Origin of the sequence: Sphingobacterium anhuiense (genome assembly GCF_042686355.1) — a bacterium.
GTDB classification, from domain to species: Bacteria; Bacteroidota; Bacteroidia; order Sphingobacteriales; family Sphingobacteriaceae; genus Sphingobacterium; species Sphingobacterium anhuiense.
Genome location: NZ_JBHUPE010000004.1, coordinates 296,943 through 311,332, shown reverse-complemented (window position 1 = coordinate 311,332; position 14,390 = coordinate 296,943). Strand labels below are relative to the sequence as shown.

Annotated in this window: 10 protein-coding genes; 3 read left to right on the top strand and 7 right to left on the bottom strand. The window is 35.5% G+C overall.

From position 1 onward, the window contains the following. Positions 1-64: 64 nt before the first annotated feature. The 7 genes from ACFS6I_RS06885 to ACFS6I_RS06855 all read right to left on the bottom strand — a co-directional run bounded on the left by ACFS6I_RS06885 (position 65) and on the right by ACFS6I_RS06855 (position 11,354). On the bottom strand, positions 65-2,251 hold the full coding sequence (locus ACFS6I_RS06885) for a DUF4954 family protein (protein ID WP_380919088.1): 2,187 nt from the start codon (positions 2,249-2,251) through the stop codon (positions 65-67). A gap of 4 nt (positions 2,252-2,255) precedes the next feature. Continuing rightward, positions 2,256-4,097: a glutamine--fructose-6-phosphate transaminase (isomerizing) gene (glmS, locus tag ACFS6I_RS06880; RefSeq protein ID WP_132842530.1), complete on the bottom strand. Its 1,842-nt coding sequence runs from the start codon at positions 4,095-4,097 to the stop codon at positions 2,256-2,258. A 183-nt stretch (positions 4,098-4,280) separates the two neighbouring features. Then, positions 4,281-7,457, bottom strand: a complete 3,177-nt coding sequence (locus ACFS6I_RS06875) for an efflux RND transporter permease subunit (RefSeq protein WP_380919086.1) — start codon at positions 7,455-7,457, stop codon at positions 4,281-4,283. 16 nt (positions 7,458-7,473) lie between these two features. Next, positions 7,474-8,532 carry an efflux RND transporter periplasmic adaptor subunit gene (locus tag ACFS6I_RS06870; RefSeq protein ID WP_132842526.1) on the bottom strand — a complete coding sequence of 353 codons (1,059 nt, stop codon included), beginning with the start codon at positions 8,530-8,532 and terminating at the stop codon, positions 7,474-7,476. Between the two features lie 12 nt (positions 8,533-8,544). Then, on the bottom strand, positions 8,545-9,894 hold the full coding sequence (locus tag ACFS6I_RS06865; protein WP_380919084.1) for a TolC family protein: 1,350 nt from the start codon (positions 9,892-9,894) through the stop codon (positions 8,545-8,547). 8 nt (positions 9,895-9,902) lie between these two features. Beyond that, the gene (locus ACFS6I_RS06860; RefSeq protein WP_380919082.1) at positions 9,903-10,526 is read right to left on the bottom strand and encodes a TetR/AcrR family transcriptional regulator; all 624 of its coding nucleotides are present in this window, start codon (positions 10,524-10,526) and stop codon (positions 9,903-9,905) included. Positions 10,527-10,682: 156 nt separating this feature from the next. Beyond that, positions 10,683-11,354 (bottom strand): NUDIX hydrolase, encoded by a 672-nt coding sequence (locus tag ACFS6I_RS06855; RefSeq protein WP_021190385.1) that lies wholly within the window; start codon positions 11,352-11,354, stop codon positions 10,683-10,685. A 164-nt stretch (positions 11,355-11,518) separates the two neighbouring features. Between ACFS6I_RS06855 and pfkA the strand changes: the two genes are divergently transcribed. Genes pfkA through gap form a run of 3 tightly spaced genes read left to right on the top strand, consistent with a single transcriptional unit; the run spans position 11,519 to position 14,382 of the window. After that, positions 11,519-12,505 carry a 6-phosphofructokinase gene (pfkA, locus tag ACFS6I_RS06850; protein ID WP_021190386.1) on the top strand — a complete coding sequence of 329 codons (987 nt, stop codon included), beginning with the start codon at positions 11,519-11,521 and terminating at the stop codon, positions 12,503-12,505. 22 nt (positions 12,506-12,527) lie between these two features. Beyond that, the gene (locus ACFS6I_RS06845) at positions 12,528-13,379 is read left to right on the top strand and encodes a hypothetical protein (protein WP_380919079.1); all 852 of its coding nucleotides are present in this window, start codon (positions 12,528-12,530) and stop codon (positions 13,377-13,379) included. Positions 13,380-13,383: 4 nt separating this feature from the next. Further along, the gene (gap, locus tag ACFS6I_RS06840) at positions 13,384-14,382 is read left to right on the top strand and encodes a type I glyceraldehyde-3-phosphate dehydrogenase (RefSeq protein WP_132773545.1); all 999 of its coding nucleotides are present in this window, start codon (positions 13,384-13,386) and stop codon (positions 14,380-14,382) included. The last annotated feature ends 8 nt before the right edge of the window (positions 14,383-14,390 follow it).

Here is a 14,390-nt window from a genome sequence, read left to right as displayed (position 1 = left end):
AAATATTTATCAACCATCTATTGTTCTATTTTGAAAGATTTATTTTTTGTTTTTATATTATCGTCTAATTCGACAGTTTTGAAATTAATTTATGGACACATTTTATAAAGCCATTGAGCTCGTCACGTTGCTGCAAAATAAAACTATTCTCAGATAACTTGCCAACAACCAAATCACGTTCCTCTTCACTGTTGTATACCATATTTCGAAAAGGATTCTCGTAATCTTTCGCCCTACTTGCGTAAATTTCATCAACCATCCATGTTCGATGCGAGATCGCTTCTTTCAGCCAAGCTTGCACAATTTCAACCGATATAGATTCCGATCTTACGTCTGTAATTTCGAGTAACGATGCAAATGCATGCGCCCTTTTTGTTTCTAAGTAAGATCGACTCAATTCATGATAATATTTATGGATATCTTCCCAATCATCAATCTTGCCTGATTTAATTTCACGAAGCAATTGATCAATAGCATTTTTTTCTATCAATTGCCCACCGATATTTTCCCACTCTAGGCGTTGACTATTTGTCATCTCATTTTTCAACTCTTCAAAGCTATGAGTTTCTAAAAAGTCAATCATATGAATGGTTCCGTAGTATTGGATAAAACGCTTAAAAAGTGGATAAGCAGTGCCAATTTTGACCAATTCAACTTTCCTTTTCGAATGTTCAAATCCTTTTACAAGAACTGATGTAGGTATCTGATCTAGCGGTCCAGTCAATTTTGCTCTACCAGCTCGAATAATTTCTTCTTTGGTGAGTGAATTGCTCTCTTCATTCATCTGTGAACCAACTGCCAATTCAATAATGCGCAAGGAATTGAAAAGCTCATTTATCGTATCTGGAGCAAGCATATCATACTCTAAATATTGATTTTTCAATAAACGTTTATCTCTACTTGCATACTTATTTGCATTACGAACAAGCGCATACATATTATACATAAACCAATAACCAGGTATGATCATTAATTTATCGTTTTTAACATCATTGTTGACTAAAGAAAATGGAATCGGAATATCCATTTCATATGGAAAATCACCCTTAACTAGAAGTGTATAAGATGCAAATCTTGAATTATGCTTTAAACTAACACATAGGCCTGGCCAGAATCCTCTTCCTGCAATAATTTCACCATCTGCAGCTCTAGAATTATGATTCGAACCAACTGTCGCACCTGCAGCCATATTGCTCTGCCCCATGATCGTTGCCGCGCATAAGAAAGAATTGTTATGATGCTGCTCATGTGCAGGAAAGATTAAAGAATTTAGAACTTCGCAACACGAAATAGTTGAATTATCTCCTAAAAAAGAATTTATAAGACGGGCGCCATATTTCAATTGTGAAAAAGACGACAAAATAAACCTTACGGCTTTAACTCCGTAGAATATGCGGCATCCATATCCGACAATTCCATTGACCAACTCACAACCTTCACCGATTTGTGTAAAAGCTTCGGGCGAAGAATTAATGGTAAGATTTTTCAGTTTATTGATTCCTTTAATATATGCATCTGAACCAATTTGCACATTTTTTATATTCTGCGAATTTTTAATGATACAGCGATCGCCAATCATACTATAGGTGCCTCGTACTGTGGAAAATCTCTTTTCAGTCAGCTCCTTAAATCTATGCTGCAAAACAGTATCTTGCCTATTTCGTGTCCACAAATAAGCATCCGCTGCTTGCATCCCATCAAAAGGAAGAATAGAGCGCACCCCATTTTCGTTACATAGCTCCAATGCTATCCGTAGATCTTCGGCCTCCCCTTCTCGTAAAACTCCATTTCCAAATTTAGCAGTACTACTCGTCTCCATTTCGCTGATGTTACTTAATATAACATCGTTACCAATAATGAAATGAGACATATAACGGACATGGTGTATAGCCACGTAATCACCCAAATCAGAACTTACAATAGTGCTATTATAAATACCTGATTCCAGTTTAAGATTACGATATTCTAAATAGGTTGGTGCCATATGACCAATTCGAACCAACCCAAAGAAATTACTCTGTCTAATTTGATAAGGGATAAATGATTCACTTACCAAGATATTCTCCCAATTATCTGCCCTATTACCATTTTCGATAAGAATGACGATTTCTTCTACTGTCAAATTCCTATAATCTGAACGTGGATTTTGTTCAAAACGATGATGATTTTCATCTTTCCCTTTTGGTATAAATACCTGTGGAATAAAATCAAAACCTAATCGAGTGATGCTACCTTTTTTTATTTGACTCATATTTTTATTCAACAGTCACAGATTTGGCTAGATTACGAGGTTTGTCAACATCTTGATTACGTTCAACGCCCATATAATATGATAATAATTGCAATGGAATAACGGATAAAATAGGTGCTACAATTTCATCAGCATCCGGAATTTCGATATAATCTTCCGCCAACCCTTTTGATACTTCATCTCCCTCAGTAATAACCGCTATAATACGACCTTTTCTAGCCTTCACTTCCTGAATATTACTCACAATTTTCTCATGATAGCGGTCCTTGGTAGCCACAAATACTACTGGAAGATTTTCATCTACTAATGCAATAGGTCCGTGCTTCATCTCTGCTGCCGGATACCCTTCTGCATGGATATACGTAATTTCCTTTAGTTTTAAGGCTCCTTCTAATGCAATAGGGAAATTATATCCTCTACCTAAATATAGAAAATCTCTTGCGTCCTTATATTTACGAGCTATTTCTCTGATTTTTGGAAGTTGCGTATCTAAAATCGTTTGTACTTTATCTGGAACTGCACTCAGTTCTTTTAAAAGATGTGCATATTGCTGCTCGTCAATTGTTTTTTTAATATGCGCTATTTTAATTGCTATTAATTCAAGAACTGTTAACTGCGCAGTGAATGCCTTTGTACTAGCCACTCCAATCTCTGGACCAGCGTGCGTATACGCACCAGCATGCGATAATCTTGCAATAGATGATCCTACAACATTCACAACTCCCAATATAATTGCGCCTTTGCTTTTCGCATTTTCTAAGGCAACCAATGTATCAGCTGTTTCACCGCTCTGTGATATCGCCAAAATAACATCTCCTTCATTGACAATAGGGTTTCGATAACGAAATTCTGAAGCATACTCCACTTCAACATTGATACGGCAAAGCTCTTCAATTAAATATTCAGCTACTAGTCCGGCATGCCAGCTTGTACCACATGAGACGATGACTATTCGATTTGCTTTACAAATCTGCTCTGCGTACTGCTCAATGCCGCTCAATGTAATGGTCAGTTTATCTAAATCCAAACGTCCACGCATTGAATCAAAAATAGCTTGCGGCTGTTCTATAATTTCTTTGAGCATAAAGTGATCATAGCCTCCTTTTTCAATCGCAGCCAATTCCAGATCTAACTTTTGAACATACGGTGTAACACGCTCATTTCCTATATTTTTTAATATTAATTCATCAGGTTTAACAATGGCCAATTCGTAATCATTGATATACACAACCTCATTGGTATATGCTAACATTGGAGATGCATCGGAACCAAGAAAATGCTCTCCTTTACCAATACCGATAACCAATGGACTTCCTTTACGTGCCGCAATGATAGTTTCAGGATGTTCCGGTTCTATCAATAAAATAACATAAGCACCAACAACCCGTTTTAAAGCAATACGTACTGCTTCCTCTAAACTACAGGCATTATTTTTCTTAATTTCAGAAATAAAATAGAGTAAAACTTCGGTATCTGTATCGCTTTTAAACTCATACCCTTTACTGATTAATTCATTTTTTATAGTTTGATAGTTTTCAATAATACCATTATGAATCATGGCAATTTGACCATCAGGTGTATAATGTGGATGAGCATTTCTGTCGGAAGGCTCACCGTGTGTAGCCCATCTGGTATGTCCAATAGCGGTATGTGAACTAACATCATGGCCAGAAACGGCAGTTTCCAAATTTGCTACTTTACCTGCTTTTTTAAAAACATTGAGCTTGTTTTCTTGAACTAATGCTATACCAGCACTATCATATCCACGATATTCTAATCTCTTAAGTCCATCAAGCACGATAGAAAATGCCTGACGCGGACCCGTGTAACCAACTATTCCACACATAATTTATTATTAACGTTATTAATTTAAACAATTGAATCAAAATTAGCATTTTTTTTAATGCAATCGATTGTTTGAAATAATTTTATCAAAATTTAACATAAATTAAATACGAACAGTAACAAAAGAAGAAAGCCTTGCAGTTTTGCAAGGCTTTCTTCTTTTAAATAAACTTATGAAAAATATTTAGTGCTTGCTGGACATTTCATCCACATAATCATCACTTGGAACATAGTCTGCAACCATTTCTGCTTCGTAATCTACCTTTTCATGATTACCCAATCTTCTTTGAATGCCATCGAAAAGAGAGTAAACAACTGGTACTATTATCAGCGTAAGAAACAACGATGACAATAAACCTCCAATAATCACAATTGCAATACCACGGTTCATGTCAGCACCGTCACCTTGCGCCATTGCAATCGGAACCATACCAATAACCATTGCGATAGTTGTCATTAAAATAGGACGTAAACGTGCATGGTTTGCCGCAATTAATGATTCATATGTAGTAAAACCGGCGTCTTTCTTATGATTTGCAAAATCAACCAACATAATGGCATTTTTCGCAACTAAACCAATCAACATAATAATACCTAAAATAGTAAAGATATTTAAAGTCTGGTTCGTCAATGCTAATAACAAAAATGCACCAATGAAAGATAATGGGATTGAGAACAATACAATAAATGGCGTTGCAAAACTATCGTACAAGGCTACCATCACAAAATATACTAAAATAATAGAAGCTAATAATGCAATTCCTAAAGTACCGAAACCTTCTTGCTGATTCTCCATATTACCGCCCCACTTGAACGATACACCTGGTTTAAGTTCAAGTTTCTTAAATTCAGTTTCCCATTCAGTCGCTATTGTACCAGCAGGTTTACCGACAACTTGCGCTTGTACTGAAACTGATGGTGATTTATCACGTCTTTCCAATAAAGTTGGCCCAGATCCATATTCGATATCTGCAAATTGCTCTAAGGAAATCGACTCACCCTTCGTATTGATGAACTTTAAATTTTTGACATTATCCATACTCATTCTACCGGATTGATCGTAACGAATATTGATATCATATTCTGTATCACCAGCGCGGTATTTGGTATCGGTATTACCAGAGAATGCTGTCTGCATCGTCATACCTACAGAAGCGACATTTAATCCCAGAGCATTCATCTTGTCACGATCTAATTGTACATTGATCTCCGGATTACCATCTTCTGATGTCAATTTTACTTCCGTTGCTCCTGAAATATTACGCAATAATGCGGCAGCCTTATCAGCAAATTCTAAAGCATCTTTTTGCGATGATGCAATTACAGTTAGATTCAATGGAGCCTGCTCTGCCCCCATAATACCGATTGAAACCGTCTTTACTTTGGCTCCCACTAAATGCTCTTCCATCTCTCGTTTCAACTTCGCAGCATACACTTTTGTTGGCACCAATTTGTTTTGACCATCTTTCAAATAAATCTGCATTTCAGATTTATACTTCGTTCCTGAAGTACCAGCCATCATACCATCAGACGCCTGTCCCACAGTTGTGATCACTCTTTCGATCTCTGGTTTAGCCGCTAAAAATGATTCAGCTTTTTGAGTCATAAAGTTGGTTTGTTCAATCGAAGCATCTTTATTAAGTTCTAGCTGTAAATAGAATTCTCCTTTATCATTACCAGGGAAGAAATCTGTACCAATGTAACCCATCACCAATAAACTAATCGATGCGGCAAACATCACGATCGTAACGACCAGTGTAATTACCTTATTCCAGCGATTACGTAATGCCCATTCTAAAATTCCAGAAATCCAATGTGTCAATTTCTGTAATCCTGCTTCAAATTTTTCTAAAATTCTACCAAAGAAAGTCGCATTGCTAATGTGTGACAATTTTCCAAAACGTGAATACAACCAAGGTACTACGGTAAATGAAACAAGTAAAGAGATTAATGTTGCAAAAATAACCGTTACACAAAATTGACGCAAGATGTCAGATACTAAACCTGATGATAAAGCAATCGGTAAGAATACAACGACAATTACTAACGTAATGGCAGTTACGGTAAATCCAATTTCTGCAGCACCATCATAAGCTGCACGAATCTTGCTTTTACCCATTTGCATGTGCCTGTGAATATTCTCAATAACAACGATCGCATCATCCACCAAAATACCAACCACTAGGGAAAGACCTAATAAAGACATTAAGTTAAGCGTATACCCCATTACATAAAGACCGATAAAAGTTGCAATTAATGACAAAGGAATAGCCACAACAGCTATAAAGGCATCACGTAAACTATGCAAGAAAAACAACATGATAAAACCTACCAAAGCAACAGCGATCATTAAATCGTGCATTACGTTACTTGCGGCATTAATGGTGTATTCAGTCGAATCACTCGCGACATCAATTTTGATTTTTTGTTCCTTGTAATCTTTTTCTACAACCTCGATTGTCTTTTTAACAAGTTTCGATACAGCAACCGCATTGGCATCTGACTGCTTGAAAACCTGCATTAAAATGGTGTTTTTTTGGTCAATACGAGATATCTTTTCAATATCCTTGATACCATCCTGAACATCTGCAACATCACTTAAACGAATTGATACACCAGAAGGCGTAGTGATCGGAAGATTACGCATTTGGTCCAATGAGGTAAATTTACCCGATAGGCGGATTGTTGTCTGATTGTCTCTCGACTTAATGCTACCTGTTGGAAAATCTAAGTTAGAAGATGCAATTATTTTTTGTACATCACTGATCGTAAGGCCATATCCTTCTAATTTTTCAGGATTAGCACTTACTTGGATTTCGCGTTCTTCACCACCGGTCAAATCAACTTTTGCAACACCTAATATACGGGCAAAAACAGGTTGAATCTTTTGATCTAATAAGTCATATAATTCTTTTTCAGATAAGCTTGACGTTACTGAAAGGTTCATTATCGCCACATCATCGAGTGAAAATTTACTTAATGATGGGGTTTCGGCATCTTCCGGTAAATCATTGATCACAGCATTGATTTTACGTTGTGCATCAGTCAAAAGAAAGTTGACATCGGCACCTGTATTTAACGTAATCATGACAACAGAAACACTTTCCATAGATTTTGTTTCAATCTTCTTTACGTTCTCTAAAGATGAAACGGCATCTTCTATTACTTTAGAAACAGATGTTTCTACTTCCGAAGGAGCTGCTCCTGGATAGACGGTCTGTACAGTTATAACATTCACATCAAATTTAGGAACTAATTCGTAGCCTAAATTCAAATAAGATCCGATACCACCTAATGTCAATAATAAAAATATGACAATGATGATACTCGGTCGTTTTATAGATATTTCAGAAATTTTCATTTAAAACTTACGTTAATTATTTAATGATTTCTACAGCAGTACCATCCAATAAATTGATCTGTCCTGTCGTAATGACTTGTGCACCACTTTCAATACCTGAAATGATTTCAACCTGATCTCCAAACACACGACCCGCAGTTACTTTAGTTAATACCGCTTTTCCGTCTTTAACAACAAATACCTGATTCGAGCTTACACTACCGACAAAAGCATCTCTAGGAACAACTAATGCTTGAGCAGTCTGATCATCACCAAAATAAGCTGTTCCGTACATTCCTGCCTTTAAATCATTAGCGGCATTATTACTTATTTCCAATTCAACAGGGAAGTTTAGACTTCCATCTGCTTTGGGCGCAATAAATGTGACTTTACCTTGGAAGGTTTTATTAGCTAACACTGCTGACTGAACCTTGATGTTTTGACCTAATTTGACAAATCCAATGTTTTTCTCATCTACATTTACCTTCAGCTTTAATGAAGAAACATTGACGATTTCAAACATTTCATTTCCTGGACTTACATATGAACCTGGCTCAATACTTCTCTTATTGACAATACCAGCAAATGAAGCTTTTACGTTAACATCTGAGGCCGTGATCTGTGAAGAGCGTAAATTGTTTTTTGCATTTTCCAATTGCAATTTCATCTGATCCAATTGTTGTTTCGTAACACCACCTGTTGCAAATGCACTTTCAAATCGAGCTACCTCATTTTTCGCATTATCGTAAACCGCCTGCGCATTGTTTACACTTACGTTTTGCTTATCGCCAACAATAATGGCTAATGTCTGTCCTACTTTAACATAATCACCTTCATCTACAAGTACACGAGCTACACGTCCAGCAACTTCTGAAGAAAGTTTAACTTCTTGTTTAGGAACGAAAGTTCCATTTGTTACGTAAACTGTATTGACATCCTTAATGCCTGCCTCAGCAATACGAACAGCAACTGCTGCATTTTTTTGCGCTACTACAGCTGTTTGAGCTTCATTCTCCTTTTTATTTTTTTTCAACACATACATAATACCTGCTAGTGCAGCAATAACTATGATTCCTGTTATAAATATCTTTTTCATATATATCGGTTACTATTTGCTATTTAATAATGTATTTAATTCCCCTTTAGCCTTAATCAATTGAACTTCAGCTACTTTATAATTTAATAATGATGTACTTAAATTGTTTTGTGCATCTGCATAAGCATTCTCAGCATCTAATAAATCTGTGAGCGTTGCTAATCCATTTTTATAATTATTCTGCGTATTATCCAAAACTTCTTTTGCTAACTGCACATTTTCGCGATTACTGTTAATTGTCAATAGACTATTTGTAATCTGCGATTTGGCATTTTCATTGGATAAACTCAATGCCAATTTGGTATCTTCCAAATCAACCTGTGCTTGTTTCAACTGAATAGTAGCTTGGTTAATTTTAGCTTTTGTTGTTCCTCCTGTAAAAATAGGAATTGAAAGGTTTAAGCCTAAACCAGAAAAACCCGACCATTTAACTCCTTCATTTTTTGCGAAAATTGGGAAAGTTGGTCCCATTCCTAAATATCCTAAATTACCAGAAAAAGAAAGTTTAGGGTAAAGTTCAGCTTTCATAGCATTTCTATTCAACTCCAATAGTTGGTTTTGCTTTTCCAGCAATCTAACTTCGGTTCTTGATGCTAATTCTGCCGCTGCTAAATCAGCTGTTGATAAGTTTATTTCAAAAGTCTCATTGGGAAGTTTAACTTCCTGTTGCATAGGCATACCAATAGCAAATTTCAACGCATTTTCTTTCAATTCCAATGCATTAATCAAAATTTGACGGTTTGCTTTTAAATTATTGACAGCTACACTTGTACGGTCCAAATCAATTTTCTTTCCCAAACCCGCCTGTACCAAACCCGCGATCACATCTCTTGTTTTAGTTGTGCTATTTAAATTATTATCAACGGTCTCTAATTGTAACTGTGTCTGAAAAACATCATAATACGCATTTGCGACCTTTTCAATTAATTGCTCATCAGACAAGCTTTTATTAATGATATAGAACTCTTTTGTAGTTTTTGCGGCTTTTAACCCCGTAAATAATGATTGGTTAAATAGCTGCTGATTAACCTGCAGGGAAGCATTTGATTGCCACTTTTGCCCCATTGCGACCATTACTGTTTCACCGGGTTTTCCAATAATTTCTCCAGGTAGTGCCACCTTCTGTAACATTGGGTTATATGTCAATGTACCTGCACCACTAATCTGCGGAAGAGCTCCCCCTCGGACTTCGTCAATTTTATACTGGGCGTTCTCTAAATCAAGTGTTGATTTTTTTGCCTCTGCTTTGTTTTCCAGCGCATACTTAAGAGCTTGGTTCAATGTTAATATTTCCTGCGCATGCACGAAATTCACTGAAAACAAAGCGGCTAATAGCACTCCTACTATTTTTATCTTTTTCATTTTTATAATTAATTCGAAACCGTATTAAACTTTAAACCATTGTATATTAACATTGTTGCATCTTTTTGTTTCTGTAAAACATCGCCCACATTACATTGAGTTGGAATTCCGGTAAACACATCACATAATATTCCAACTAATCCGATACTTTTCATTAGGTAAACGTACATTTCACTAGTTTTATGTACATCCTCTATAGCAAGTTCTTTATTATCTACTCCCTTTTGAAATAATTTCGCAACTTCGATAACTTCCTTTTCATGTATTTGACGCATCAATGTTTGCAATGGCGCACCTTTTATCCATTCCATGTTTTCATTCATATGCAACATATAATGACGCTCTATAAATGCTGATTTTAAATCCAACAAATCTAAAAGAAGATTTATTACAGATGATTTAGACTTCTTAATTAGGTCTTGTTCCTGCTTCCTGAAATCATCTGTGACAGATAAGATCACATCATGCACTAATGTTGTTTTATCAGGATAATAGTAATAAAGGTTTGCCTTGGTAATTTTAACATCTTCTGCAATCTCATTCATGGTTGTTTTAGAAAAGCCATAGTGCGCAAATCTTCTAATAGCTGCGGCAATAATGAACTCTTTCTTATTATCATTGTTTGTTGACATACTTGATTCTAAACTTTTGACTTTATGTAAACTTTGGTCAAATATACAAAAAGTGAAAAACACTCACAATTTAATTGTCAACAGATCGTCAATTTTTAAAATAAAAAAAGTGCATACTATACGATATGCACTTTTTTTATTTTAAACTTATAACTGTTAAAAAGTTATACTGTTTTGAAATTGCTTTAAAAACTTGCGTTTATCCAACTTGTAAAGCCTTGCCGCACGATAAGCTACTCCTTTTTGAACTTCGTCCAATTCTTTAAGAAAACCGTAGTTAATCATTTTTTTTCTAAAATTTCTTTTATCCAATTCTCTTCCCAAAATACTTTCATAGACCATTTGTAACTGTGTCAACGTAAATTTGTCTGGCAACAGTTCAAAAGCGATGGGTGTATTAGCGATACGACGTCTCAATTTTTCAACACTTTGTTTTAAAATTGTACTATGATCAAAAGCCAAATCTGGCACTTTATTTAAAGGGAACCATTTGGCCTGTCGCATATAAGAAGTAACTGGCTTTAACTTAATTTTTGTCTTGTCCAATTGTAGTAAAGCATAGTAAGCAACTGTCAAGATCCTTCCCTGAGGATGTCTTTTTAAACCTGCAAAGGCATACAATTGATCCAAAAACACATCCTTAAGACCTGTATTTTCATATAATATCCGCTTAACAGCATCCTCCATTTCTTCATCATTATTAACAAAAAAACCAGGCAATGCCCACCAATCCTTAAAAGGATATTCATTTCTCTCCGTTAGTAGAACATGTAGTTCCCCCTCATAAAAACCGAAAATGACACAATCGACTGTAAATGTAGTATACAAAACTTTTCTAATTTATTATCTTTACTTAAACCAATGAGTTGAATATGTAGCTTATGCTATAAAGTTAATAACTTTACCTTAATTTTTATCGAAACAAAAAAATAAAAAATAATTTCAATAGTGTAAAAAATACACTATATTCGTACAACCTAAAATTTTTGACAGTGGTGAATATTAAAAGAATCGGAGTTTTTACATCAGGCGGAGACGCTCCAGGCATGAATGCTTGCATTCGAGCGGTTGTCCGTACAGCATTATACGAAAAATTAAGTGTTACCGGCATATACCAAGGATATCAAGGTATGTTGGACGGTAACTTTACAGAAATGACATCACGTTCGGTTAGTAATATTATCCAATTAGGAGGAACTATTCTTAAAACAGCGAGATGTCTCGAATTTAAAACAAAAGAAGGAAGAGCAAAAGCTTACGAAAATGTAAAAGCGGCCGGTATTGATGCTTTGGTTGCTATAGGTGGGGATGGAACTTTTACAGGTGCAGACTTTTTCTCAAAAGAATATGATATTCCAGTTATTTGTATCCCTGGTACAATCGATAACGATTTATACGGATCTGATTTCACATTAGGTTATGATACGGCAACGAATACAGTTATCGAAGCAATAGATAAAATTAGAGATACAGCTGCATCCCATGAGCGTTTATTTTTCATTGAAGTTATGGGACGAGACTCTGGATGTATTGCCTTGAATGCTGGAATAGCTGGTGGTGCAGAAGCAATTTTATTACCAGAAAAGGAAACAGCGATAGATGAATTAATTGCTCACTTATCAGCTGCAGATGGCCGTGGGAAGAAATCATCTTCAATTGTTATTGTCGCAGAAGGTGATCAAAACGGAGGTGCCTACAATGTTGCCAAAAAAGTCAAAGAAAAATTTGATTATTATGACACAAAAGTTAGTATCTTAGGGCACTTACAACGCGGTGGTTCTCCATCAAGCTTTGATCGGGTACTTGCGAGCCGTTTAGGTTTTGCTGCCGTAAAAGAATTACTAAAAGGAAACAATCGTATGACTGTTGGTGTTAGAGGGAATGAAGTTGTTACTACTCCACTAGAGGAGGCTATTAATAATAAAGAATACAAATTAAGTTCTGATATGTTAGAACTTGTTCAAGTATTGGCTATTTAAAATAAAAAAATAGAGAATTCAGATGATTGCAGTGGTCTACAGTGGTTCAAAATTTGCAGATTGGAGATTAGCCGATAAAGGTCGTGTGATCACGGGCTTTCGTACAAGTGGAATTAATCCTTATTTGCAAGACGAGCGATATATTGCACAACTTTTAAATAAGAATACCAATTTGATCAATAATGCTGAGAAGATCAAACGCATTTATTTTTTTGGTGCTGGCTCATCTTCTCCGGAACGCAAGAACAAAATCAAAACTGTATTTGAAAAATTCTTTATTAACGCGAAAGTAAAAGTGGAACATGATGTTATCGCCTCTGCAATTTCTTCTTTTGGCGATGAAAAAGGCATTATTGGCATTATCGGAAGTGGTTCAAATGCGGCATTTTATACGGGGAAAAAAGTTATCCCAAATAATTATGGCCTCGGTTATATTTTAGCCGATGAAGGATCTACGAATTGGACATCAAGAATGTTGTTAAAACATTATTTAACAGATACACTTCCGCAGGATTTGCAGGATAAACTATTAAATAAATATGCTATTGATCGAAAAATAATTTTGGAAAAGGTTTATAATTCCCCTCAACCAACTATTTTTCTCAATTCATTCTCCGAATTTGTATTGGAAAACAAAAATCATCCATTCATTATTCAAATAGTAAAAAATGGTTTTCGTTTGTTTCTCAAAACTTTCATAAAGCCTTTGTACAAGGAACATCCTGATAACGACATTCATTTTACAGGTTCTGTAGCTGCTAATTTTGAAAATTTACTCAAAGAGGTTGCAACAGAAGAATTTAATATATCAATAGGTACTATTATAAAAGAACCTATTCATAATCTTACAAAATATTATATCAATAAAAATTAATAATATGAAAATTGGAATTAACGGATTTGGCCGTATTGGTCGTTTAGCATTCAGAGCTGCGGTAAATCGTCCAGATGTTGAAGTTGTTGGTATCAATGACTTAGTGGAGCCAGATTATATGGCGTATATGTTGAAATATGATTCAACACACGGTAAATTCGATGGAACAGTTGAGGTTGTTAACGGAAACTTAGTTGTTAACGGAAAAACAATTCGTGTTACAGCAGAAAAAGATCCTGCAAACTTAAAATGGAATGAAGTTGGTGCAGAAGTTATTATTGAGTCTACAGGTTTCTTCTTGACACAAGAATTAGCACAGAAACACATTGATGCTGGTGCGAAAAAAGTAGTAATGTCAGCGCCTGCTAAAGATGATACTCCTACTTTCGTTATGGGTGTTAATCATAAAGATTTAAAAGCAGATCAACATATCGTTTCTAACGCTTCATGTACAACAAACTGTTTAGCACCTGTTGCTAAAGTTTTAAACGACAAATTTGGTATCGTTGAAGGTTTGATGACAACTGTACATGCTGTTACTGCAACTCAAAAAACAGTTGATGGACCTTCTGTGAAAGACTGGAGAGGTGGACGTGGTGCTTATCAAAACATCATCCCTTCTTCTACTGGTGCAGCTAAAGCTGTTGGTTTAGTTTTACCTGAATTAAAAGGTAAATTAACAGGTATGTCTTTACGCGTTCCTACTGCTGACGTTTCTGTTGTTGATTTAACAGTACGTTTAGCAAAATCTGCTACTTATGAAGAAATCAAAGCTGCTATGAAGGAAGCTTCTGAAGGTGACTTAAAAGGTATTTTAGGTTACACAGAAGACGAAGTTGTTTCAACTGATTTCGTAGGTGATGCACGCACATCTATTTTTGATGCAAAAGCGGGTATTTCATTAAATGAAAACTTCGTTAAAGTTATCTCTTGGTATGACAACGAGTGGGGTTACTCTAACAAAATCGTTGATTTAGTTCAAGAAATTGGTAAATTAGGTTAATCTTTACT